The sequence below is a fragment of the uncultured Gordonia sp. genome, assembly GCF_937858515.1.
In the GTDB taxonomy this organism is placed as follows: Bacteria; Actinomycetota; Actinomycetes; order Mycobacteriales; family Mycobacteriaceae; genus Gordonia.
Genome location: NZ_CALLZT010000030.1, coordinates 1 through 23,568, shown reverse-complemented (window position 1 = coordinate 23,568; position 23,568 = coordinate 1). Strand labels below are relative to the sequence as shown.

General features: G+C 67.3%; 21 protein-coding genes. 14 read left to right on the top strand and 7 right to left on the bottom strand.

Going from position 1 to position 23,568, the window contains the following annotated elements; genetic code table 11:
* Positions 1-168 precede the first annotated feature (168 nt).
* Both Q0627_RS02350 and Q0627_RS02345 read left to right on the top strand, forming a co-directional pair.
* Positions 169-996 carry a GNAT family N-acetyltransferase gene (locus Q0627_RS02350; protein WP_291016100.1) on the top strand — a complete coding sequence of 276 codons (828 nt, stop codon included), beginning with the start codon at positions 169-171 and terminating at the stop codon, positions 994-996.
* Positions 997-1,104: 108 nt separating this feature from the next.
* A complete protein-coding gene (locus Q0627_RS02345; protein ID WP_291016102.1) occupies positions 1,105-1,941 on the top strand; it encodes a lysophospholipid acyltransferase family protein in 837 nt (278 codons plus the stop codon).
* Here the strand turns inward: Q0627_RS02345 and Q0627_RS02340 are convergent.
* Complete coding sequence (locus Q0627_RS02340; RefSeq protein WP_291016104.1) at positions 1,910-5,476, bottom strand: BTAD domain-containing putative transcriptional regulator; 3,567 nt, start codon at positions 5,474-5,476, stop codon at positions 1,910-1,912. The genes Q0627_RS02345 and Q0627_RS02340 overlap by 32 nt on opposite strands.
* Positions 5,477-5,738: 262 nt before the next feature.
* Between Q0627_RS02340 and Q0627_RS02335 the strand changes: the two genes are divergently transcribed.
* From Q0627_RS02335 to Q0627_RS02320, 4 genes are all read left to right on the top strand, one after another.
* Entirely contained in the window at positions 5,739-7,112 is a 1,374-nt protein-coding gene (locus tag Q0627_RS02335) for an FAD-binding oxidoreductase (RefSeq protein WP_291016106.1), read from the top strand.
* Between the two features lie 100 nt (positions 7,113-7,212).
* On the top strand, positions 7,213-8,421 hold the full coding sequence (locus tag Q0627_RS02330; protein WP_291016108.1) for a cysteine desulfurase family protein: 1,209 nt from the start codon (positions 7,213-7,215) through the stop codon (positions 8,419-8,421).
* Positions 8,418-9,524 (top strand): tRNA 2-thiouridine(34) synthase MnmA, encoded by a 1,107-nt coding sequence (gene mnmA, locus Q0627_RS02325; RefSeq protein ID WP_291016109.1) that lies wholly within the window; start codon positions 8,418-8,420, stop codon positions 9,522-9,524. The genes Q0627_RS02330 and mnmA overlap by 4 nt, the downstream gene beginning before the upstream one ends.
* Positions 9,521-10,552: a vitamin-B12 independent methionine synthase gene (locus tag Q0627_RS02320; RefSeq protein WP_291016111.1), complete on the top strand. Its 1,032-nt coding sequence runs from the start codon at positions 9,521-9,523 to the stop codon at positions 10,550-10,552. The genes mnmA and Q0627_RS02320 overlap by 4 nt, the downstream gene beginning before the upstream one ends.
* A 7-nt stretch (positions 10,553-10,559) precedes the next feature.
* Here the strand turns inward: Q0627_RS02320 and Q0627_RS02315 are convergent, their stop codons facing one another.
* The gene (locus Q0627_RS02315; protein WP_291016113.1) at positions 10,560-10,946 is read right to left on the bottom strand and encodes an MmcQ/YjbR family DNA-binding protein; all 387 of its coding nucleotides are present in this window, start codon (positions 10,944-10,946) and stop codon (positions 10,560-10,562) included.
* Positions 10,947-11,268: 322 nt separating this feature from the next.
* Here Q0627_RS02315 and Q0627_RS02310 point away from each other — a divergent pair, with 322 nt between their 5' ends.
* From Q0627_RS02310 to ligA, 3 genes are all read left to right on the top strand, one after another.
* Positions 11,269-12,255, top strand: coding sequence for an LLM class F420-dependent oxidoreductase (locus tag Q0627_RS02310; RefSeq protein WP_291016115.1), 987 nt, complete (start codon positions 11,269-11,271; stop codon positions 12,253-12,255).
* Positions 12,256-12,755: 500 nt separating this feature from the next.
* Complete coding sequence (locus Q0627_RS02305; RefSeq protein WP_291016116.1) at positions 12,756-12,953, top strand: hypothetical protein; 198 nt, start codon at positions 12,756-12,758, stop codon at positions 12,951-12,953.
* 81 nt (positions 12,954-13,034) lie between these two features.
* Positions 13,035-15,161 carry an NAD-dependent DNA ligase LigA gene (gene ligA, locus Q0627_RS02300; RefSeq protein ID WP_291016183.1) on the top strand — a complete coding sequence of 709 codons (2,127 nt, stop codon included), beginning with the start codon at positions 13,035-13,037 and terminating at the stop codon, positions 15,159-15,161.
* A 16-nt stretch (positions 15,162-15,177) separates the two neighbouring features.
* Here the strand turns inward: ligA and Q0627_RS02295 are convergent, their stop codons facing one another.
* Together Q0627_RS02295 and Q0627_RS02290 are read right to left on the bottom strand one after the other, a co-directional pair.
* Positions 15,178-15,666 carry a hypothetical protein gene (locus Q0627_RS02295; RefSeq protein ID WP_291016118.1) on the bottom strand — a complete coding sequence of 163 codons (489 nt, stop codon included), beginning with the start codon at positions 15,664-15,666 and terminating at the stop codon, positions 15,178-15,180.
* 5 nt (positions 15,667-15,671) lie between these two features.
* Positions 15,672-16,124 (bottom strand): DM13 domain-containing protein, encoded by a 453-nt coding sequence (locus tag Q0627_RS02290; RefSeq protein WP_298807490.1) that lies wholly within the window; start codon positions 16,122-16,124, stop codon positions 15,672-15,674.
* Positions 16,125-16,290: 166 nt separating this feature from the next.
* Here Q0627_RS02290 and Q0627_RS02285 point away from each other — a divergent pair, with 166 nt between their 5' ends.
* Positions 16,291-16,986 (top strand): response regulator transcription factor, encoded by a 696-nt coding sequence (locus Q0627_RS02285; protein WP_291016184.1) that lies wholly within the window; start codon positions 16,291-16,293, stop codon positions 16,984-16,986.
* Complete coding sequence (locus Q0627_RS02280) at positions 16,983-18,152, top strand: HAMP domain-containing sensor histidine kinase (protein ID WP_291016122.1); 1,170 nt, start codon at positions 16,983-16,985, stop codon at positions 18,150-18,152. Before Q0627_RS02285 ends, Q0627_RS02280 begins: the two co-directional genes overlap by 4 nt.
* 16 nt (positions 18,153-18,168) lie before the next feature.
* On the opposite strand, the gene Q0627_RS02275 is transcribed toward Q0627_RS02280, so the two are convergent.
* Complete coding sequence (locus Q0627_RS02275; RefSeq protein WP_298807488.1) at positions 18,169-18,825, bottom strand: amino acid-binding protein; 657 nt, start codon at positions 18,823-18,825, stop codon at positions 18,169-18,171.
* Between the two features lie 178 nt (positions 18,826-19,003).
* On the opposite strand from Q0627_RS02275, the gene gatC reads away from it, so the two are divergent.
* Both gatC and gatA read left to right on the top strand, forming a co-directional pair.
* Positions 19,004-19,312, top strand: a complete 309-nt coding sequence (gatC, locus tag Q0627_RS02270; protein WP_291016126.1) for an Asp-tRNA(Asn)/Glu-tRNA(Gln) amidotransferase subunit GatC — start codon at positions 19,004-19,006, stop codon at positions 19,310-19,312.
* Between the two features lie 2 nt (positions 19,313-19,314).
* Positions 19,315-20,805, top strand: a complete 1,491-nt coding sequence (gene gatA, locus Q0627_RS02265; RefSeq protein WP_291016127.1) for an Asp-tRNA(Asn)/Glu-tRNA(Gln) amidotransferase subunit GatA — start codon at positions 19,315-19,317, stop codon at positions 20,803-20,805.
* Positions 20,806-20,884: 79 nt separating this feature from the next.
* Here gatA and Q0627_RS02260 read toward each other — a convergent pair whose 3' ends face one another.
* Together Q0627_RS02260 and Q0627_RS02255 are read right to left on the bottom strand one after the other, a co-directional pair.
* The gene (locus Q0627_RS02260; RefSeq protein WP_291016129.1) at positions 20,885-21,871 is read right to left on the bottom strand and encodes a hypothetical protein; all 987 of its coding nucleotides are present in this window, start codon (positions 21,869-21,871) and stop codon (positions 20,885-20,887) included.
* 34 nt (positions 21,872-21,905) lie between these two features.
* A complete protein-coding gene (locus Q0627_RS02255) occupies positions 21,906-22,715 on the bottom strand; it encodes a hypothetical protein (protein WP_291016131.1) in 810 nt (269 codons plus the stop codon).
* Positions 22,716-23,009: 294 nt separating this feature from the next.
* Between Q0627_RS02255 and Q0627_RS02250 the strand changes: the two genes are divergently transcribed.
* Positions 23,010-23,568 (top strand): 6-phosphofructokinase (locus Q0627_RS02250; RefSeq protein ID WP_298807484.1); only part of this gene is annotated, 559 nt, incomplete at its 3' end.

Below are 23,568 nucleotides of genomic sequence, written 5' to 3'. Positions count from 1 at the left end.
GCACGTCCGGTGGTGTGAGAGGAGGGCCGGGAAACCCGGCCCTCCTACTCGATTGTCGGCGGCGTTCACCGTCAGTACATTCCGCGCCCGGACACGTTCACCGTGTCCGCACCGCCGTGACAGGTTCTCGTCGCCCGAAAGTCGTTCCGGCAGGGTTGTATTCGGTTCATGACCCAAGTGATCGACGGATCGTTGTTCTCGCCCACACGAATCGAACTGCTGTCCGCGGGCCCGCTGCGGGTGCTGCTGTCGGAGCATCCGGACGACATCGCCGACGCACAGCGGCTGCGCTACCAGGTGTTCAACTCCGAGCCGGGCTTCTCCGATCGCATCGGCGACCACGAGAGTGGCCGCGACGCAGACCGTTTCGATGACTTCGCCCAGCATCTGATCGTCCGGCACGACGAGGACGGCGTGATCGGCTGTGCCCGTCTGCTGCCACCGGCCCGGGCCATCGTCGCCGGCGGCTGGTACTCGGCCACCGAGTTCGACGTGACGGGGCTGGGAACAATCGCCACGCAGACCGTCGAGATGGGCCGGGCGTGCGTGGCCGCGGCGCACCGCAGCGGATCGGTGACCGCGCTCACGTGGGCGTCGGTGCTGCGCTACCTGGACATGACCGGCGTGCGTTACGTGATGGGATCGGTCTCCGTTCCGCTGCGTGCCGATCCGGCCGCACAGCGCGGGGCGGAACTGCGGTCGGTGCGCGACCAACTCCTCATCAAGTACAGGTCCCCGTGGCAGGTGCGTCCGCTGACGTCGCCACACGTCGACGGAGTCGCGCTCGATGCCATCGCGGCGCATCCCGGGACCGCGCTGCCGCCACTGCTGCGTGGCTACCTGCGTCTGGGTGCCAAGGTGTGCGGTGAACCGGCCGTGGACGATGCCTTCGACGTCGGCGACTTCCTGACCGTCATCGACCGTGAGGGTGCCACCCGGCGCTACCTCGACCGGCTCACCGCCACCGTCCAGCGACTCGCGGTGGCGGGACGCTGAATGGCCGCACGCGGTTCAGTCGCGCAAATGCTAGCCCCGATCCCGGTCGACCGGGGGACCGAACTGCGCCTTGTACGGTTCGCAGAGCCGGCTCCCACGGCGTCGGGCATGGCGCGCAAGGTGCACGCCGCACCGTATACCGGCCTGCACCCGTGGTTTCCGCTGAGCCCGTGCGGTGACGGATGTCTTGCCGAACATCGGGACACCGTGTCGGCTGCCCGGGCCGCGGGCCGGGTGGCTCGGGCGGCGGCAGTCGTCGCCGCAGCGGTATGGACCTGGCCATTGCTGGTGGTGTTTCCGAGATCGGGACGGCGCCGGTTTGTGTCCGGTCTGTCGCGGCAGCTGCTGGTGGCGCTCGGATTGACGGTGGTCGTCGACGATCGCCGGGCGGTCCCCGGCCGGTTCGACGGACTCGTTGTGGCCAATCACATCTCGTATCTGGACATCGCGGCGATCGCCGGGGTATGCCCGGCCCGGTTCGTCGCCAAGGCCGAGATCGCGGACATTCCGGGCGCCGCGGTGCCGGCCGTGATCTTCAGGACGATCAAGGTTCAGCGGAACTCGTTGCGACAGTTGCCTACAACGGTAGGGGTCGTGGCCGCGCGGCTTGCCCGCGACAGGTCGGTCGCGGTGTTTCCCGAAGGCACCACCCGGTGCGGTATGAGCGCCGGAACCTTCGCCCCGGCATTCTTTCAGGCCGCCATCGACGCCGACGCGCCGGTTCTACCTGTCGGTCTGACGTTCACCACCGCGGCGGGCACCTGTGCCGCGGCGGCGTTCATCGGTGACGACGCGCCGTGGGACACCCTGCTCCGGGTGGTGCGCACCCGTGGACTGACAGTCCGGATCACCGTGCACGAGAGCCAAGCGCCGGGCACCGATCGCAGAGAGCTGGCCCTGCGGTGCGAACGGCTCATCGGGACCGCAGTGCACCGGTCGCCTTGACGACATCGAGCAGCCCGAGGTTGCTCGCCTCGGTCTCGATGTCGGCGATCTCCCGATCTCGTTGTGGGGAGGGCGGTTGGCGTGTGGCGGCGAGCAGTCGGCAGCGCAGCAGGGACGGCCGGCCGGCGCCGCGGACCGCGACATCGGTGGCATCGCGCAATGCCGTGTCGCCGGCTTCGTCGTCGCCGAGCAGATAGTGCAGCTTGGCCAGTGACAGGCCGACCGGCCCGACGCATCCGATCTGGCCGAGGGCGCCGATCCCGGTACTGTACGGGGCGAGGTAGTCGATGAAATACTGTGCGTAGCTTATCAATTCGAGATCCGCCACGACATGCGCCAGCAACACCGCCTGACACAGCGAGGTCCACACCATCGGCCGGTCGTCGGTGAGCCAGATGGCGACCATCCGTTCGGCGAGGTCGTGATCACCTTCGGATCGGGCGACCATGGCGACGCCCGCGGCGAGCAGCACGGTGATCTGATTGTCGGAGAACTGATCGGCCATCGACCTGGCCCAATCCAGTGTCGATTGCCCGCTCGCGGGAAAATCGTCGGATTCGATGATGCTGTCGAGCATGTGGCGTTCGGTTGCCATGCCGATCATCGCGACGGTGTCGCTGCCGGCCACATACAGTTCGGTCATCTGGTGCACCTTGACCGCGGTGCGGAAGTGCCGCATCGCCACTTCGAAATCGCCGTGCCACACCGCCAGAGATGCCTCCATCCAGCGCAACTGGGCTCGCAGGATCGGGAGCCGGTAGCGTTCGCTGCCGACGATTCCGCGGCGTACCAGACGTTCGGTCTCAGCGACGTCGCCGAGCATCATCGTCGACATGGTGAGCACCGTATCGACGATGACATCATCGACATCTGTTGCGGCATAGTCGGTCCCACTACTACGCGGGTGACTGAGACTGCGGACGTGCCGGATTCGGGCGGCGAGTTCGATCGATTCCGGGGCATACTGTGCCACACCGGAATAGGTGATCAGGCGGGCCATCAGCACGTCGACGAGGACGGCGTCGTCGCCGAGTTCGGCAGCAACGGCGTCGGCGCGATCGAGCAGTCCGGCGGGTACCGATGCATCGTGGTGATAGCAATATCCGACGGCCAGAGCGCTAAGGACCCGGGCCTCCGCCGGGCCGTTCCCGGCGACTGCATCCAGCGCGGATTCCATTGTGGTGCAGAGGTGTTCGTTGTCAACGTTGGGGCCGACCCAGGGCCAGGAACCGCCCGCCCGCAGCAGGATTCCCGCCAGCCTGCCCAGGGTGTCGGGCGCACCGGCGGCGATCGCCTCGTCGAGCCGCACCTCGACGACGGCCAGCGCCTGCTGAACCTGACCGGCGCGGGTCTGTGCGGTGAGCAGACCCATCAACAGGTCGTCGCGTTCGGTGACATCCTGATTGATCCGTGGCGCCGACTCGTAGATACGCAGCGCGGCATCGAGCCAGTACGCGGCCTTCTCCGAATCCCATGCGGCCGTGGCATCCACGGCGGCGGCCCGGCAGGCGGCCACCACCTCGCGGGCATCGGCGACCGGCAGTGCGTCGACGAGGTGGGCGGCGCGCACCGCGCGAGAGTCGCTGCCACCGATCTCGCCCAGCACCCCGGCGATCCGCAGATGGATCCGTGCCCGGCGCAGCGGCCTGATCATGCCGAGCGCACCTTCGCGCAGCAGCGAGTGTGCGAACCGGGTGGTATTCGCGGGGAGTGGGGCACCGAACAGATCGTGCTGGGGTCGGGTCACCAGGATGTGTTCGTCGACGGCCTCGTCGAGACAGTCCGCGATGTCGTCGGGATCGCGGCCGGTGACCGCGATCAGCAGTGGTACGTCGATATCCTCACCGATCGCCGCGGCGTAACCGATCACCTCCAGCACCGCCGGGTCCAGGGAGTTCAGACGTCGGTCCAGAATCGAGCGGATCGCCTCCGGGATCTGCTCGTCGTCCCGCGCGTGATGGGTGAGCCGGGCGAACTCCGTGACGAACAACGGGTTTCCGCCTGTTCGCCGGGTGAGCAGATCGACGTCGGCCGGGGCCATCTCCTCCTGCGAGACGACCAGCACCAGGTCGGCGACCTCGTCACGCGACAGGCGTGGCACCGAGACCACCGTGGCCCCCGAGCGATTGGCGCCAGCGCGGAACCGCTGGACCTCGGGCCCGCCCTCACCGTCGCGAGCGGTGGCCACGACGATGATCCGGCCACCGCGCAGCACCGACATCAGATAGGTGAACAACCCGAGCGACATCGGATCCGCCCACTGCAGATCGTCGACGACGAAGATGAGCGGTGCCGTCTGCGCGGCGCGCTCGAGCATTGTTTGTACCCGGTCGTAGACGGCGAACCGGGCGGTATCGGCGTCCGAACCGGCGGGCACCGACAACACCTGGGCGGGGTCGGCGCCGAGCGCCCGGCACGCCTGCCGCAGGGGCCACCACGCGGGGACGCCCTCGGTGTCGGGGCAGCGTACCCACACCACCGTCGCATCGGGGTGGGCGGTGGTGGCCAGCGTCACCGTTTCCTCGGCGAGTGCGGTCTTGCCGATCCCTGGCGGCCCGGTCAGGAGCACCCACCGCGGGTCGGGTGAGGCCGTCGACACCACGTCACGCAGTCGCCGCAACTCCGGCGTCCTGCCGACGAACCGCGCTTCGGCCGGGGGCACGGGATCGGCCGGCCGCGCGGGGATGGTCTCGGCGGCCGGTGCACTGACCTCCACCGATCCCGTCCAGTGCGGCGGCCGTGGCCAGGCCGCGATCACCGGATCGTGCCGGAGGATCGCACCTTGCAGCGAGACCAGTTCAGTACCGGGGTCGAGGCCGAGTTCGGCGTCGAGCATCGTGGCGTGGTCGGTGTACGCCGTGAGTGCCTCGGTGCCACGGCCCGCGCGATAGAGCGCCACCATCTGCAGCCACACCGTACGTTCGTGCAGCGGGTCGCGGATACGCAGCGCGGCGACCTCGCTCAAGGCGCCCGCAACATCGCCGCCGGCCAGCAGTGCACTGATATGGATGTCGTCCACGGCGTTCCGGGTCTCGGCCAGTGCGGCAGCCTCGGCCACCAGCCAGCTCGCCTCGCCCAATTCTCCGCCGGCCAGATCGCCGCGCCACAGAGCCAGCGCCGCCGATGACTCGGCGAGTGCGCGGGACCAGTCGCCGTCGTCGCGGGCCACGCGAGCGGAACCGGCGAGCCGCACGAAATCGGCGACGTCGACCTGATCGTCGCCGACGACAAGCCGGTACCCGGTGCCGACCCGCTCGATGGGTGAGGGGCCCGACGCGCCTGCCCGCAGCGCCCGGCGCAGGTTGGAGATGTAGGCCTGCAGGCTGGTCGTGGCCGCCGCCGGTGCCTCGACCGGCCACACTGTGTCGATCAATCGATCGACGGAGACGACCGCGCCGCGCGCCAGGATCAGTGCGGCGAGCACGGCGCGTTGCTTGGGTGAACCGAGATCGACGGCGATGTCCCCGCGCCGCACCTGCAGGTCACCGAGTACCGCATATGAGCGGATACCCGAATCCGCGCTCGCACTTGCCATCACGGGGACATTCTAAGGGCATACGCCGGTAGGTTCCCTTTGCGTGAATCGCCGGATCCTGCGTGTCACTACCTGCCGACGATGCTGCGCATCCGTCTTTTGCAGGTAGTGCGTACGCTTGTCCGGGGAAGCCCCCGGCCCCAGACTTGTGGCGCCCGCAAGTGGCGCCCGGCCGCCGTCCAAGTCCGTTCCAAGAGGCCTGCAAGCGCCCTCTCCGACTCTGGTTGTCAGTAACCGAACAGACCTCACGAAGGAGATCGACATGACTATCAGCCCCATCGTTACTGAACTCGACCTGACCTCATTGCGGGCACTCGTCCGCGGCGCGGTCCACGGACCCGACGACGCCGGTTATGCCACAGCGGGTTTCAACCTCGCCGTCACCCGCACGCCGTATGCGGTCGTCGACGTCGCCGATGCCGATGACATCGCCGCCGTGATCCGGTTCGCCGGCACCTCCGGCCTGCGTGTGGCGGTGTTCGCGACCGGGCACGGCGGCGTCGAGGTCGGTCCCGACACCATCCTGGTACGCACCGCGGCCCTGGACACCTGCGAGGTCGACCCGGCGGCGAGGACCGTACGCATCGGCGCCGGCGTGCGTGTGCAGACCGTTCTCGACGCGGCGGCACCCCACGGGCTGGCCCTTGTGTGCGGCTCGTCGACCACGGTCGGCGTCGTCGGGCTTCTCTCCGGCGGTGGTGTCGGGCCGCTCGTGCGGTCCCATGGCGCGACCGTGGACTACGTGCGTTCGGTGCGGGTCGTCACCGGTGACGGCACCGTGCGGGAGGCCACGGCACAGGTCAATCCTGAACTGTTCTGGGGACTGCGCGGCGGCAAGGCCTCGCTCGGGATCATCACCGAGGTGGTCATCGAGTTGCTTCCGATCCCCAAGATCTACGGTGGTGCAATCTATTTCGACGGTGCCGATGCTGCCGGCCTGCTCCGGGCGTGGCGCGACTGGGCCGCGGATCTGCCGCGGGAGGCAAGCACCTCGGCCGCGTTGATGCGCTTGCCGGAGATGCCGGGCGTCCCGCCGGTGCTGGCCGGCAGACTCACCCTGGCGGTGCGGTTCGCCACTGCCTCCGACGCCGACACCGCGGCCGGGATGCTGGCACCGATGCGGGCGGTGGCGACACCCCTGCTCGACGGCGTAGCCACGATTCCGTACGCCGCGGTCGCCGCCGTGCATGCCGATCCGACGGTCCCGATGCCCGCACTCGAGGCGAGCACCCTGCTGCGGGACTTCACCGACGGAACGATCGACGCGATCGTCTCGGCCGCCGGACCGCAGTCATCGTCACCGCTGGCCATCGTCGAAGTCCGTCAGTTCGGGGGTGCGCTCACCGACGAGCAGGCCGTGCGTAGTGCCCTCTGCCACCGTGACTCCGCGTTTCAGCTGTTCGCAGTCGGTGTCCTCGCCCCGCCGATCGCCGACCTGGTGCCCGCTGCCGTGGCCGAACTGCTGGCGGCGGTGGGGCCGTGGAGCACCGGCACCTCCCTGCCCAACTTCACGCCTTCCGGTGACCCGGACATGATCCGGCGATGCTACGACGAGGACACCTACGCCTGGCTCGCGGCGCTCGCCGCCCGGCTCGACCCGCGCGGGGTCCTGCATACGGGCCAGGTCGTGCGGTGAGCCGGGGAGCGAGCGGGCGCCGTCCACCGACGGCGTCCGCGCGCGCCGGATCGCGCGGGAATTTGCCGGGGCTGCCCGCACGTTTATCCTTGGCAGCGATATGTCCACACCGGCCCGGCCCCCCGTCTACCTCGATCACGCCGCATCAACTGTGATGCTCCCCGAAGCTGTCGAGGCGATGACTGCCGTCTACGCCCACCCCGGCAACGCGTCGTCGTTGCACGGTTCCGGGCGCAGGGCGCGCCGTCGGCTGGAGGAATCCCGTGAATCCATCGCCGCGGCGCTGGGGGCGCGGCCGTCGGAGGTCATCTTCACCGGCGGCGGAACCGAGGCTGACAATCTCGCGATCAAGGGCATCTACCGGGCGCGACGAGCGGAGAATGCGGCGCGGACCCGGATCGTCGTGTCCGCGGTGGAGCACCACGCCATTCTCGATCCGGCGCAGTGGCTCGCCGACAACGAGGGTGCCGAGTTGGTGGTTCTCCCGGTGGACGTCACCGGCGTCGTCTCACCCGACGACCTGCGCGCCGAACTGGCCGCGCACGCGGCCTCGACAGCGCTCGTCTCCGTCATGTGGGCCAACAACGAGGTCGGGGCGATCCAGCCGATCACCGAGCTTGCCGCTCTGGGCGTCGAGTTCGGGGTGCCGGTGCATTCGGATGCCATCCAGGCCGTCGGGCACGTCGCCGTCGACTTCGCAGCATCCGGGTTGTCTGCTCTGAGCCTGGCCGCACACAAGTTCGGCGGACCCCAGGGCACTGGTGCGTTGCTACTGCGTCGCGACGTCGCGTGCGTACCGCTGCTGCACGGCGGCGGCCACGAACGCGACATCAGGTCGGGAACCCAGGACGTGGCGGGCGCGGTCGGCATGGCCACCGCGCTGCGGATCAGCACCGAGTCGATGGAATCGGCGACCACGCGCATCACCCGGCTGCGCGACCGGCTTCTCGACGCTTTGCTCGACGTTCCCGGGGCAAGCGTGAACGGGCCCGTCGGCGCCCTGCGACTGCCGGGCAACGCGCACGTGACATTCGGTGACTGCGAGGGTGACTCGCTGCTGATGCTGCTCGACGCCAACGGCATCGAATGCTCCACCGGTTCGGCCTGCACCGCCGGGGTGGCCCGCGCCAGCCACGTGCTCCTGGCGATGGGTTTCGACATGGCGCACGCCCGCGGGTCGCTGCGGTTCTCGCTCGGCGCGACCACCACCGACGCCGATGTCGACGCGGTGGCACAGGTGATCGGCGACGTCGTGGACCGGGCGCGCACCGCCGGGTTGGTTTCTGTTCGTGGAGGTGTCCGGTCATGAGAGTTCTCGCGGCGATGAGCGGTGGTGTCGATTCGGCGGTGGCCGCCGCACGTGCCGTCGACGCAGGTCACGACGTGGTCGGTGTGCACCTGGCGTTGTCGACGGCCCCTGGTGCACTGCGCACCGGGTCACGCGGGTGCTGCTCGCGGGAGGACGCCGACGACGCCCGGCGTGCCGCAGACGTGCTCGGCATCCCGTTCTACGTGTGGGATTTCGCCGACCGCTTCAAGGAAGACGTGATCGACGAGTTCGTCGATGCCTACGCCGAGGGCCAGACCCCCAATCCGTGCCTGACCTGCAACGAGAAGATCAAGTTCGCGGCGCTCGCGGACAAGGCGATCGCGCTGGGCTTCGACGCACTGGCAACCGGTCACTACGCCCGGCTCTCCGGCGGCGAACTGCGCCGGGCCGTCGACGACGACAAGGATCAGTCGTATGTGCTCGCGGTGCTCGATCACGCACAGCTGAGCCGGGCGATGTTCCCGTGCGGCGACACGCCCAAGCCGCAGATCCGGGATGAGGCCGCCCGGCGCGGCCTGTCGGTGGCCGACAAGCCCGACTCGCACGACATCTGCTTCATCCCCACCGGCGACACCCGCGCTTTCCTCGGCGCCCGGATCGGGATCCGGCCCGGCGCCGTCGTCGACGCCGATTCGGGGGAGAGGCTCGCCGAACACGAAGGCGTGCATGGCTTTACGATCGGCCAGCGCAAAGGGCTGGGTATCGAGGCGCCGGCCGCAGATGGCAAACCCCGCTACGTCACCGGCATCGACCCCGAATCCGGTACCGTCACAGTCGGATCGGCCGAACACCTGCAGGTGTGGACCATCGAGGCCGGGCGCGCCGTGTGGACCTCCGGTCAGGTGCCCGACGGCCCCGTCGACTGCGTGGTCCAGGTCCGCGCTCACGGCGGTCTCGCACCCGCCCGGGCCACCCCCGTGACACGTGATGGCGAGGCCCGCATCGACATCGAACTGGCGCAGCCGCTGACCGGTGTCGCGCGCGGTCAGGCGGCCGTCCTGTATCTGCCGGACGAGGACGCCGGTGATCTGGTAATCGGTTCGGGTCGCATCATCGGCACGTCGTCCCTGGCGAAGGTGTGACGGGCCCTCTTCCCACCGCGGTGGGTACGGGTATCGGGTCGATGCCCGGTAGCGATCCGCGTGAGGCCGCCGCGATTGTCAACGGCGAGTTGGATTTAGCGCATCTGGTCGAACTGCCCGGTCGGGGTGTGGGCGCGGACATGGTGGGCCGGATGGCCGCGATCCTGGTGGATATGCCGATGGATGCCGGTACCTGGGGATACCGGCTGTCCGGGCGGCGATCGGCGGTCTCGCGCCGGGCCGCCGATTTCCTGTCGGCGGATCTTGATGCCGTCGAAGAGCTTTGGGATGCGGCGGGATTCGTCGGAACCGGGCGTCCGTTCAAGATTCAGGTGTGCGGCCCGTTCACGTTTGCCGCCTCCGCCGAACTTCCCAACGGGCACAAGATTCTGCGGGACCGGGGTGCCTGGTCGGACGTGATCGCTTCGTCGACCGAGGGCATCCGGACGCTCGCCGGTGAGACCGAACGCAGGCTGGGTTCGAATACCGTTGTGCAGCTTGATGAACCGATGATCGGTGCGGTGATCGACGGAACGGTGAAGCCGCTGACCCGATTCGACACCATTCCCGCGATCCCGGTGATCGAGGTCGCCGACGCGCTGGCGCAGATGGTCGAGGCGATCGGACGGCCCGTCATCCTGCACAACTGCGGCGCGGCGCGCTGGGACCTGACGGCCCGGCTTCCGGGTGTGGCGCTCTCGTGCGATATCACCTCGTGGACAGGTGAATCGGCCGCCGACCTCGACGGTGCCGGTGCCCTCATCGACCGTGGCGACACGTGGGTCGCCGGAGTGATACCGACGACGGCCCGGAGTGCGTCCGGGGTTCCGGTCCTCGCCGAGCACGCCGCGACGTCGCTGGCCCGGCTGGTGGATCGGATCGGCCTGAACCGTTCGGTGCTGCGCGACAACGTCGTGGTGACGCCGGCGTGCGGCCTGGCCGGCGCGAACCCGGCCTGGGCGACCACCGCCCTGAAGGCATCGGCCAAGGCCGGAGAACTGCTGTCCGCCGACCCCGAAGCCCTGTAGTCCGTAGCTATCCGCGCGCGTCGAGTTCGGCTATCGACCGCTTCGGGGCCACCTGCCGGTAGCTGGCATCGAGCAATTCGGCCACCTCCGTCCAGTCGGTACCGTCATCGAACACGATGCCGAGCCAGCCCGCGGGTCCGAAATATGCGGGAACGTAGAAGCGTTCGTCGCCGACGAGTGCTTCGCGTTCGGTCGGGTCGGGGATGAACAACAACGACCGGTCGTACCGCACAACGCCTTTCACCGAACCGCCGTAGTTGCCGAACATCTTTCCGCACCGAAACGTCGGTCGCCCGTGCGCGATCACCTCGGTGGTGTTCGGCAGGGCCAGCGCGATCTCGCGGACCTTCACCAGATACGGGTCATTGTCGTCGAACATGATCGGGTGTGGCATGGCTCCCAAGGGTAGCCGCGCGGTGCGCGGACACGGCCGCGACCCGGCCACCTCAAGGTGCTCCCCGGTCTCCGGCTCTACCTCGGCGACACGTGTTGCCGGGTCTGATCGACCGTGGCGCCTTCGCCCGCGACCATACCGGCGCCACTCTGCGCGAGCGTCTGGGTACATCTACGCCCGGGCTTTGACCGGCGCACGCCGCCGGCCGCCGACTATTGCGCGTGGTGGTCGATACCCTTGTCGTGCCCGTCACCTTTGACGATGCGTCGTCGGCGGCGTACGTCGGCGCTTATTGGGTCGTTCGGGGGTTAGGTTGGTGCCCATGGATTTCGGAATCTTCATCCCGCAGGGCTGGCGGTTGGATCTCGTCGGCATCGAACCCGCGCAGCAGTGGCCGCTGATCAAACGTCTCGCTCAGGAGGCCGACGCGGGGCCGTGGACGTCGCTGTGGGTGTACGACCATTTCCACACGGTGCCCGCGCCGACGCAGGAGGCGACACACGAGGCGTGGACGCTGATGTCGGCGTTCGCCGCGTCCACCGAACGGATCCGGCTCGGCCAGATGTGCACCTGCATCGCCTACCGTAACCCGGCGTACCTGGCCAAAGTCGCCACCACCGTCGACCACGTGTCCGGTGGGCGTGTCGAAATGGGGATCGGGGCGGGCTGGTACGAACACGAATGGCTCGCCTATGGCTACGGATTCCCGAGCGCGGGTGACCGGCTGCGGGCACTCGACGAGGGAGTGCAGATCTTCACCCAGGCCTGGCGTGAGGGCAATGCCACCCTCGACGGGAAGGTCTACCAGGTCGACGGGGCCATCGTGCAGCCGCTGCCGTTGCAGGACAACGGGATTCCGTTGTGGATCGCCGGTGGTGGCGAACGCAAGACCCTGCTTATCGCCGCGAAGTACGCCCAGTACACCAACTTCGACGGCACCCCCGACGGCTTTGCCCACAAGTCGGCCATCCTCGAACAGCACGCCAAGGACCTCGGCCGCGACTTCGCCGAGATCACCCGCTCCTCCAACTACAACGTGGTGATCGGTGAGACCGAGACGGACGTGGCCGACAAACTCGACTGGATCCAGGCGCACTACGAGAAGCTGGTGCCCGGGGAGCCCGCCGACCGGTACAACACGACGTTCCGCTCCGGATACCTCGTCGGCACCCCTGATCAGATCGTCGAAAAGCTCAGTGCCGTCCGTGATCTCGGTCTGGCCTACGCCATCACCAACTTCGTCGACCTGGCCTACGATCAGTCCGGTGCGCTGTTGTTCGCGGACACGGTGATTCCCGAGTTCGCATAGTTCGTTCGTCACAAACCCCACCGCTGAGCCGCGGCATCACAATAGTTGCGATACCGGTGCTCAGCGGTGGGGTTTGTGCACGGTACCGGTACTGAAAAGTTCAGTACCACTGTCCCGTTCGTGTAGAGCAATACCGTAGATCAGTGCACCCGGACTGTGCTCACTTGCCTGCGACAAGTCACCAGGACAGAACGGTTTCGCAGGCTCCCGGCATGTCGCGCAGGTGTGGAATCAAGTGGTAGAGCGCCTTTCTACGACGACGCGGACGGCTCGTTCGTCCCTCATCTGGCTACCGGATTCACCGAGAACGCCGCGCGTACTCGCTTCACACCGACCATCCGCGAAGGCGTGACCTTCTCCAACGGTGAAGCACTCGACGCCGCTGCGGTGGCCGCGAACCTGAACTTCCTGGCCAGGGGCGATGAGAAGCGCGGTATTCCGCGGTCGCAGTACTTTCTCGCCGACTACTATGGGGAGGCCATCGCCGTCGGCCGCACACCGTGGAGGTTCGACTCACCGAACCGTACGGTGACTTCATCCAGAAACTCCGTGTTCGCCTACCTGGATCCACGGTGTTCGTGGAGTCGCTGCCGCAGTTCGCCGAGCACATCGTTCCGCACCTGTGGAAGCGGGATGTCCATCGACGCGAATACGGCGGTACCACCTTGCGCGACAATCTCGCGCAGAACGAGGGCTGAGTCACGCAGGGGGTGTCACCGGTCTGGGCTAACCTCGACGGCGTGGCAGAGGACAACACGATCCCGGACGATACCGATTCGATCGAGGCGGTCGCGACCGGCGCGGGTCCGGCCGACACGGCCACCCACGAGCAGTGGGCGCAACTGGCCGAGGAGATCCGTGACCACCAGTTCCGGTACTACGTGCGGGACTCGCCGATCATCAGTGACGGTGAGTTCGATGCTCTGCTGCGGCGGTTGCAGGAATTGGAGGATCGCTATCCGGAACTGGCGGTGGCTGATTCGCCGACCAAGCTGGTAGGTGGGGGATTTTCGACGGCGTTCACCCCTGTCGATCATCTCGAGCGGATGATGTCGCTGGACAATGTCTTCGACTACGGCGAGATGACGGGGTGGGTGCAGAAAGTCGACGCCGACGCCGGTACGGCGGTTGATTTTCTGTGTGAACTGAAGATCGACGGTGTGGCGTTGAGTCTTGTGTACGAGAACGGCGTCCTGGTTCGCGGGGTGACCCGCGGCGATGGCCGCACAGGTGAGGACGTCACCCTCAACGCACGCACCATCGAGGATGTCCCGGCCGAACTCAGCGCCACCGGCGACTACCCGATCCCCGCGCTGCTGGAGGTGCGGGGCGAGGTGTTCTTCCGGCTCGAAGATTTCGCCAACCTCAACGCATCGCTCATCGAGGACGGCAAGGCTCCGTTCGCCAACCCCCGCAACTCGGCCGCGGGTTCGTTGCGGCAGAAGAATCCGCAGGTCACTGCGCGGCGCAGGCTCCGGATGATCTGCCACGGTATCGGCAGAGTGGACGGCTGGCGACCGGCGTCCCTGCACGATGCATACCTGGCGCTGGGGGCGTGGGGCCTGCCGGTGTCCACGCACACCGCCAAGGCCACCTCGGGTGCCGAGGTCTTGGACAAGATCAGCTACTGGGGCGAACACCGCCACGATGTCGAGCACGAGATCGACGGCATCGTCGTCAAGGTCGACGACTTCGGGATTCAGCGTCGCCTCGGCGCCACCTCGCGGGCCCCGCGCTGGGCGATCGCCTACAAGTACCCTCCCGAGGAGGTCACCACCAGGTTGCTCGGCATCGAAGTCGGTGTCGGCCGCACCGGCCGGGTCACCCCGTACGCGGTACTCGAACCGGTGCCCGTCGCCGGGTCGACCGTCGCCCGCGCCACCCTGCACAATCAGTCCGAGGTGAAGCGCAAAGGTGTCAAGATCGGCGACACCGTCACCATCCGCAAGGCCGGCGATGTGATCCCCGAGGTTCTCGGGCCGGTCATCGACCTGCGGGACGGCAGCGAAACCGAGTTCGTGATGCCGACGAACTGCCCCGAATGCGCTGCCGAACTGCGCCCGGAGAAGGAGGGTGACGCCGACATCCGTTGCCCCAACAGCGAAGCGTGCCCGGCGCAGCTTCGCGAGCGGTTGTTCTTCCTCGCCGGCCGCGGCTCCTTCGATATCGAAGCGCTCGGTTACAAAGCGGCACAAGCACTTCTGGAAGCCGGGGTGATTCACAACGAGGGCGACCTGTTCTCCCTCACCGCCCAGGACCTGCTGAAGGTGCCCCTGTTCACCAACAAGGAAGGGGAACTGTCGGCAAACGGGAAATGGCTCATCACCAACCTGGACAAGGCCACAGACGTACCGCTGTGGCGGGTGCTGGTGGCACTGTCGATCCGCCATGTCGGGCCGGCCGCGGCCCGTTCCCTGGCAACGCATTTCGGCTCCCTACAGGCGATCGAGGAAGCATCCGTCGACGATCTGGCGCAGGTAGACGGACTCGGCGCGACCCTCGCGCAGAGCATCGTCGACTGGTTCGCCGTCGACTGGCACCGGACGATAGTCGAAAAGTGGCGTGCCGCAGGAGTTTCCATGGCCGACAAACGGGACGAAACGATCGCCCGCACACTGGAGGGCAAGACGATCGTCGTCACCGGTTCACTACAGGACTTCTCTCGCGACGGCGCCAAGGAGGCCATCCTGTCCCGCGGCGGAAAGGCTTCCGCGTCAGTATCCAAGAAGACCGACTATGTGGTGGTGGGGGATTCACCCGGCTCCAAAGCGGCCAAGGCCGAACAACTCGGCGTACCGATCCTCGATGAGGACGCCTTCAAGATCCTGCTCGACACCGGCACCGCACCGGGCGAGGCGGAGGTAGAGGCCGACACAAACCCGAATCCAGGTGCCACGCAGGAGTAGCACCTGGATTTCGGAATCACCTCCGGCGCGACGACGCAGTCGCGAGCAGGAACGCCGATAGCAGCACCATGATCGGATACTCCCAGATCAGCTGATCGGAAAGCCAATATGTCATCAGCGTGAACACCGAACCACCGGCCACGAGGCGGGTCAGCGCCGTCGAACACCGTGAATCGGCAAGTGTCGCTACGACTATGGTGACGAACCCGATGCCGAGCCCCATTTCGAGTGCGGGCATGGCCAATCCGAACAGTCCGGCATTCGGCCCGAGGACGTGCGCACAGAACTCCTGGAAGAATCCCGGCACCCTCGAATTCTGTGCGGCGCCGTCGGCGACGAGATGTATGTCGGCGGCACCGAACCCGGCGTGATACTTGATCCAGCTCTCCCGGATCCACAACACACCAAGCGTGAGGCCGACAACCCCGGTCAGGACGGCCACACCCCGGTACCAGCGGGATGCGGTCCGCGACGGGTTCAGGACCGGCGAGGTCACGGTAGCCATTGCGATCAGCTCAGCATCGCGGCGCCGAACACCACTTTGGCCTTGTCGCAGTGGATGACGACATTGTGGTACATGCCGGCGTCGATGCCGTCGAGGGAGAACGTCTGTGACATCTTGGTCAGGTCGATGGCGCTGATCTGCTTGCCTGCCATCACCGCGGCCTCGTCGGTGCCGTTGGTCAGGTACACGTGCAGGTCAGGACCCTCGTCGGTGTGGAAGTCCGACAGCATGAGCTTGCCGTCGGCGACGGTGGCCGTACCGCTCACATTCTTGCCGCCCATGCCGGTGAAGGTACCGGTCATCGATGACATCATCGGTGACGACATCGACGATCCGGCGGCCATGGACATCGATGCGGTGGGTGCGGATTCGGAGTCCGAATCGCCGCAGGCGCTCAGCGTCAGAGCGACGGCCACGATTCCCGCGCCGACGATTCCGGAAAAGAACTTGGTATGCACGATGGTCACCTTTTCGGTTGAGGGAAAATGCTGAAGTAGCGGCAATCGGCTACGGACACGAACGTAACCGCGCACAACCCCGGCGGGACCAAACATTTCAGCAGCGTAAGAACTCACCGTCCGGGCTGTGCCGGCGACTATCGTCGTCACCGTGAACGCGACGGTGATGATCGTGGAAGACGATGCGGCGGTGCGGACGGCGGTCGGCGACTACCTGCGCGCGGCGGGCTACTCGGTGACCGCCGTCGCCGACGGTGGCCTGGCCCGGGACAAACTCGCAGTCCAGACGCCCGACGTACTGGTTCTCGACCGGATGCTACCGCTTGTGGGCGGCGACGTGCTGTGTGCGGAGATCCGGAAGAACGCCCCGCACGTCATGGTGATCATGCTGACCGCGCTCGATTCGGTGGCCCAGCGCATCAGCGGCCTTGAACACGGCGCCGACGATTACCTGGTCAAACCGTTCTCGATGCGCGAACTGCAACTACGCATCGAAACCCTGCTGCGCCGCGGACAGAAGAGTCCTCTCGTGCCGATGGAAATCGGGCCCTTCCGGATTGACCCGGCTCGGCGGATCGCATTCCTGAACAATACGACGATCCCGCTCACCACTCGTGAATACGAGCTGTTGCTGTTCTTCACACACCATCCCGACGAGGTGTTCACCCGCGACGACATCCTTCGCGAGGTGTGGGGCTGGACGTTCGGGGAGGCCTCGACGGTGACGGTGCATGTGCGGCGGCTCCGCGAGAAGATCGAGCCCGAGCCACGCTATCCGAGATACCTGCTCACCGAATGGGGTGCGGGATACCGGTTCACCGTGGGCGGCGGGGCCGCCGGGGGAGGGGAGAACAACCGATGATGTTGCACGCCTGGGATATCGCCCAGATCGTCGCGATCGCCGCGGGTTGCACCGTCGTGGTCACCGCGGCCTGCATCGGGCTGATCCGGTACAACGCGCACGGCTCGATCACATCCCAGATCTGGCTGATGGCCGTTGCCTCACCACTGTCGGTGGTCGCGTCGGTGACGGTGATCGCCGTTCAGATGTACGTCTCGCAGCACGACTTTCAAGTACTGCTGTGGGTTCTCGGGGTCTCGGCCGCCATGAGCGTGATGGCTGCGACCGTCGTCGGCCGCACCGCGCGGTCATCGATGCTCACGCTGCGCGAGTCCGCACGCCGGATCGGTGACGGCGACGTCATCGGAACAGACGGCACCGGGTGGAAGGAATTCGCCGAAGTGTCCGAACAACTGTCGGATACCTCACGGCGACTTGCCGCTGCCCGCAAGGAAATCGAAGAGCTCGACGCGTCGCGGCGGCAGTTCTTCGCATGGATCTCGCACGATCTGCGCACACCGCTGACCGGTCTGCGGGCAATGGCGGAGGTGCTCGAGGACGGTGTGGCCGCCGATCCCGGCGACTACATTCGGCGCATCCGCCTTCAGGTGGGCACGATGAGTCGCCTCGTCGACGACCTCTTCGAATTGTCCCGGCTCACCGAAGGGGGGCTGCGGTTGCGCTGCGAGCCGCTCGAACTGGTGGATGTGGTCTCCGATTCGGTATCCGATGTGCGGGCCGCAGCCACCGAACGCGGTATGCGGATCACCCATTCGGGGGTCGCCGGGATCACCGTCTGGGCCGACCCCCACGAATTGACCCGCGTCGTGGTGAACCTGCTGACCAACAGCATCAAGTACGCGCCGCCCGGATCGGAGATCCTGATCTCGGCGTCGGTGGACGACGGCACCGGCCGCACCGTGATCAGCGTCGCCGATCAGGGACCGGGAGTTCCCGATGCCGACCTGTCCAACATCTTCGAGGTGGGCTGGCGGGCAGACGCCGCGCGCACCCCGGCGACCGCCGACGAGGCACCCGAGATCGGTTCGTCGTCGGCCGGTCTCGGGCTGGCCATCGTGCGTGGCATCGTCGAGGCGCACGGTGGTGACGTCCGCGCCGAGAACATCACCGGCGGATTCCGGCTGGATCTGTCGCTGCCGGGCGGAAACCTGTCACCGCGACGATGACCGCTCCCTCATCCTGTCAGAGGGACGTGCGCAGTACCGTGCTGACGATGCCCGCGAGATAGCCCAGGCGAGCCACCTCCGATGGCCGGAAGTCGGGGCCGCCGATGCGGCCGAGCAGGATCGCCTTGTCGCCGCGGCCCAGCGGCGCGGCGGCCATCCGGGTGTCCATGTCCTTCCAAGCCTGCGGTACCCAATCGCCGTCGGAATCGAGCTGGACGGATGCCGACAGGGGTAGCCAGTCGACTTCCTCCAACGGGGTTTCGGGCGCACCGGATGAGCCGAACAGTTGCAGGACACCGCTCGCTCCCGACGTGATCACCGTCGCCCACGACACACGCAACACCCTGGGCGTGTTGTCGACGAGGACCTGCAATTTGTCGGCGGCGGTGGCCACCTGGTCGATCAACTCCAATTCGCGGTGAGTGTCGAGCACCCCGGAATACGGCCGGATCGAATCGACTCGCACACCCTTGACCTTCTCGGCGGCGGTGATGAGGCTGTCGGGCAGTCCTCCCGGCGCCACCTCGACCACGAGATCGTCGACGGCGTACCCGTCGCCGCGTTCGACGACTTCCAGGGAGAGGATGTCGGCACCGACGGAACCGAGCTGGACCGCCAGCAGGCCAAGACTGCCCGGACGATCCTGCAGATGGACGCGTAGCAGATACGACACGCGCACATTGTCGCACCGGGTCACCAAGTACGTGCGGCGAGTGGCCCTGCGCGTCGGCGTGGCTATCTGATATGGCTGCCGCACCGGTTGCGGTGAAGTCGAGCCTGACCACGGCGTGACCGGGGTGTTCCCATAGGCTTGGGAGCGAATTGTGTCCCCGGTGAGAAAGGACGGCTCGGTGGCAGCAGAACCGCAGTCGATATCGCGTGCGGAGGTCGAGCATCTGGCCCGGCTGTCGCGGCTGGCGTTGACCGACGACGAACTCGACCAGTACGCGGCCCAGCTCGACTCGATCCTCGCGCACGTGGCGCAGGTGTCCGAGGTCGCCGCCGACGACGTACCGCCCACCGCGCACCCCGCGCAACTGGCCAACGTGCTGCGCGTCGACGAGGTGGTGCCGGGCTTGACCACCGACGAGGCACTTTCGGGTGCGCCGGCCGTCGAGCAGGACCGGTTCGCCGTTCCGCAGATCCTGGGAGAAGAGTGACCGTGACCGCCGATACCCGCGCCGCCGGGGACATCACCGGCCTGACCGCCGCCGACCTTGCCGGAAAGATCACCGCCCGTGAGCTGTCGTCGGTGGAGGTCACCCAGGCGCACCTGAATCGCATAGCCGAGATCGACGACCGGCTCGGCGCATTCCTGCATGTGAGCGGCGCCGAGGCGCTGGCAGCCGCCAAAGCCGCCGACGATGCGATCGCCGCGGGCAACGCGCCGTCGGCGCTGGCCGGTGTGCCGCTTGCCCTCAAGGACGTGTTCACCACCGTCGACGCGCCTACCACCTGCGGTTCGAAGATCCTTGAAGGCTGGGTACCGCCGTACGATGCGACCGTGACCGCCCGGCTGCGCGCCGCCGGCATCCCGATCCTCGGCAAGACCAACATGGACGAGTTCGCGATGGGATCGTCCACCGAGAACTCGGCCTACCAGGTCACCCGCAACCCCTGGGACACCGACAGGATCCCCGGCGGATCGGGTGGCGGCAGCGCGGCCGCGCTTGCGTCGTATCAGGCACCGCTGGCAATCGGCACCGACACCGGCGGCTCGATCCGCCAGCCGGCCGCGGTCACCGCGACCGTCGGCGTCAAGCCCACCTACGGCACCGTCTCGCGATACGGCCTCGTCGCGTGCGCGTCGTCGCTGGATCAGGGTGGTCCGTGCGCCCGCACAGTGCTCGACACCGCCCTCCTGCACGAGATCATCGCCGGACACGATCCGCGGGACTCCACCTCGGTCAACGTGCCCGTACCCGACGTGGTGGCAGCCGCCAGGACCGGCGCCGAGGGCGATCTGACCGGCGTCAAGATCGGCATCGTCAAAGAACTGCAGGGCGAGGGCTACCAGAGCGGCGTGCTCGACTCGTTCGCCGCGGCCGTCAAGGTCCTCACCGACCGCGGTGCCGAGGTGATCGAGGTGTCGTGCCCGAAGTTCACCTACGCGCTCGGCGCGTACTACCTGATCCTGCCGTCGGAGGTGTCGAGCAACCTCGCCCGTTTCGACGCGATGCGCTACGGGTTGCGTGTCGGCGACGACGGCTCACATAGCGCCGACGAGGTCATGGCTCTCACCCGCGACGCCGGGTTCGGTCCCGAGGTCAAGCGGCGCATCATCATCGGCACCTACGCGCTGTCCTCGGGCTATTACGACGCCTACTACGGTCAGGCGCAGAAGGTGCGCACACTCATCGCCCGCGACTTCGCGGCCGCGTTCGAGCAGGTGGATGTGCTGATCTCGCCCACCACGCCCACCACGGCGTTCAAGCTCGGGGAGAAGGTCGACGACCCGCTGGCGATGTACCTGTTCGACCTGTGCACGCTGCCGGTGAACCTTGCCGGTGTGGGGGCGATGTCGGTGCCGTCGGGGCTGTCCGCCGATGACGGGCTGCCCGTCGGGCTGCAGATCATGGCACCCGCACTCGCAGACGACCGGCTGTACCGGGTGGGTGCGGCCTACGAGGCCGCCCGCGGCCCGATCGGCTGAGCCGGCCCCGGAGTCACCGACGAAAGCGGCCCGCGAGCACAGGCTCGCGGGCCGCTTTCGGATCCGGCGTGTGATCCGGTCAGGGGCCGAAGCTCGCCGCGGCCGAGTCGCACACCACCCAGTTGTCGTCCTCCTTGGCGAAGTACAGCGTCGACGTCCGGCCGTCCGACGGGAACGTCAGTGTGGCCTTGGCGTTGTCTCCGGAGATCTTGGTCGCCGACACGTCGAACTTCTCGGGCTCGGCGGCGTTGTTGTCGCCTTCTCCCGAGGTGGGTGCGGTGTCGCCGCCGATGCGCTGGGCCTCCGCCTTGCACATCAGCTCGGTCATCTTCGCGGTGTCCTGCGACGCCACGGCCTCGGAGAACTCCGAACTCACCCGCTTGATGGCGTCCTCGTCGCTCTCGCCGCGGTTCAGGAACCAGAGCACGCCGGCGATGATGGCGAGCAGGACGACCACGCCGAGCGCGATCAGCGCGATCTTGCGGCCCTTCTTACGTTTGGCGGGCAGCGGCTCGAATGGTTCCGTGCGGTGAACGGGACGGTCGTATGCCCCATAGGGCGCCGGTCCGGTCTGGGGCGCTTGCTGATACGAGGGGAACCCCTGGGAGTCCGGTCCGGCGTGGCCATACGGCTGCTCGGACCCGAACGGCGTCGTTCCGGGCATCGGCGCCGGGTAGGGCTGCTGACCGTATGGCTGCTGCGACCCGTACTGCGGGGCGTCGTACTGCTGCTGCGGACCGGCCTGCTCGGCGTCCGGCATGCCGAAGGACGGTTGACCGACCATCGTCTGGTCGTAGTGACCGGCCGGATCGTACTGGGGGGTAGGCGCGTACTGGGCGGCAGGGTCGTACTGGGCGGCCGGGTCGTACTGGCCGGCAGGCATGACCTGCTGGGGGTCCGATGCGAATCCTGCCGTACCCGGCGCCGGTGGTGGTACCGGAGCCTGCGGATACGGATTCCGGGGCGAGGAGATCTGAGTCTTGTCGAGGTCCTGCGGGTCACTCGACCACTGGGCGCCCGGTAGCGGTTCGCCGGAAGGCTCGGGTCCCTGGGGTGGCTGGGTCATAGTCTCTCCGCACCCGCTGCCCGGGCGATGGTCGTCACTTCTTCTCGCTTGCGATGAGCTGGGCGATGAGGGTCTTGAGCTTGTCCTCGACGGTGGTCTGCATGTCGACCTGCTTGTCGAGCCAGGTGTCGTCGACGCCGGTCACCGCTGCCACGCTGCCGGATTTTCTCGACAATGCCGCGTTCGGTGAGAGCCATTGCAGATTGAGCGGGGCGCGCGAGACAAAGTACATCGATTCGGGGCTGAGCTGGGTGAATCCCTCGATGGACAGCACCCGGGCCAGCGGGGTCACCCGGTCTGCGGTCACCGCGGCCTTGCCGTCGGGACCCTTGACGATCGTGCGGCCGCTCTTGGCGGAGTAGGCCGGGTCCTGGTCGCCTTCGTCGGGTTTGGACACGTTCTGCAACTTCACGGTGTCCGAATCGGTGAGCGAAACGTCGTCGAGTGCGTCGTACAGGGGTTGCAACTCGGCGGCGACGGCCACCGCGGTCGTAGAGCGGGTTGGCTTGGACAGGGCGGGAGGCGTGTATCCGGCGGGGATCTTGGCTGCGGCGTCCTTGATCTTGGCGACCGCAGTGGGATCGGGACTGGGCGGGTCCTGCTTGATGTCGAGTTCGAACAGTTCGCGGACCGCGGCCTTGCACGCGTTGTAGTTCTTACGGGCGGCCGCCATCTGGGAGTTGAGCCGGGATGCGCGCGCGTTGTATGCGTCGTAGGCGGCGCGCTGGGCAGGCAACTCGAACGTGCGGGGTTGCTTGTTGTGCGACTCGATCTGCTTCTGGATGGCCAGCGCCGATTGATACTGCGCGTCGCACGGCTGTGCGGCAGTCGCCGGTGAGGCCACGACAACGCCGGAAACGACGACCCCGAGACCGATCCCTGCAACCGCAACACGTGCGCGGAGCGATTTACGTGATGAGAGGGAAGGCACGCCTGAAGATGCTATATGTCGGCCGGGTATGTACCAACGCCGCGAGTCCGATCGTTATCAGCCGGGGTACCCCGCGGGATGCGGTCGGGTGCCCTAGATTGGTGGTCATTGTGTCGATGGGCATCGTTTGCCCTGCGTTAGACACATGGCGAGATCAGGCACGGGCAACCGGATAGACACGGGCATTCGACGAAGGGCGGCCAGCACATGGGTAGACGGTTCGGCATTCTGACCTCCGGCGGCGACTGCCCCGGACTCAACGCGGTCATCCGCGGTGCAGTCCTCAAAGGCGAGACCGTGTACGGCCACACGTACGTCGGATTCCGCGACGGCTGGCGGGGCCTGGTGTACGGCGACATCCTGGAACTGGACCGCACCACCGTGCGTGGCCTGTCCAACCAGGGCGGCACCATCCTGGGCACCAGCCGGTTCGGCCCGTACTCCGAACCCGACGGCGGCCCGGAGAATATCAAGAAGGTCCTCGCCGACCTGGACCTGCAAGGGGTGATCGCGATCGGCGGCGACGGCACCGCCGCCGCCGCCAACCGGCTCTTCAACGACGGCATCAATATCGTCGGTGTACCCAAGACGATCGACAACGACATCGATGCCACCGACTACACGTTCGGCTTCAACACCGCGGTCGAGATCGCGACCGAGGCCATCGACCGGCTGCGCACCACCGGGAACTCCCACCGGCGTTGCATGGTGCTGGAGGTGATGGGACGGCACGCCGGCTGGATCGCGCTGCATTCGGGGATCGCGG

Bases quoted from the DNA above. Each gene is read 5' to 3' on its own strand.
- Q0627_RS02335 (WP_291016106.1), top strand. From the start codon at position 5,739: ATGACTATCAGCCCCATCGTTACTGAACTCGACCTGACCTCATTGCGG.
- Q0627_RS02340 (WP_291016104.1), bottom strand. From the start codon at position 5,476: ATGGCAAGTGCGAGCGCGGATTCGGGTATCCGCTCATATGCGGTACTC.
- Q0627_RS02350 (WP_291016100.1), top strand. From the start codon at position 169: ATGACCCAAGTGATCGACGGATCGTTGTTCTCGCCCACACGAATCGAA.
- mnmA (WP_291016109.1), top strand. From the start codon at position 8,418: ATGAGAGTTCTCGCGGCGATGAGCGGTGGTGTCGATTCGGCGGTGGCC.
- Q0627_RS02315 (WP_291016113.1), bottom strand. From the start codon at position 10,946: ATGCCACACCCGATCATGTTCGACGACAATGACCCGTATCTGGTGAAG.
- Q0627_RS02310 (WP_291016115.1), top strand. From the start codon at position 11,269: ATGGATTTCGGAATCTTCATCCCGCAGGGCTGGCGGTTGGATCTCGTC.
- Q0627_RS02280 (WP_291016122.1), top strand. From the start codon at position 16,983: ATGATGTTGCACGCCTGGGATATCGCCCAGATCGTCGCGATCGCCGCG.
- Q0627_RS02260 (WP_291016129.1), bottom strand. From the start codon at position 21,871: ATGACCCAGCCACCCCAGGGACCCGAGCCTTCCGGCGAACCGCTACCG.
- Q0627_RS02345 (WP_291016102.1), top strand. From the start codon at position 1,105: ATGGCGCGCAAGGTGCACGCCGCACCGTATACCGGCCTGCACCCGTGG.
- Q0627_RS02330 (WP_291016108.1), top strand. From the start codon at position 7,213: ATGTCCACACCGGCCCGGCCCCCCGTCTACCTCGATCACGCCGCATCA.
- Q0627_RS02285 (WP_291016184.1), top strand. From the start codon at position 16,291: ATGATCGTGGAAGACGATGCGGCGGTGCGGACGGCGGTCGGCGACTAC.
- Q0627_RS02295 (WP_291016118.1), bottom strand. From the start codon at position 15,666: ATGGCTACCGTGACCTCGCCGGTCCTGAACCCGTCGCGGACCGCATCC.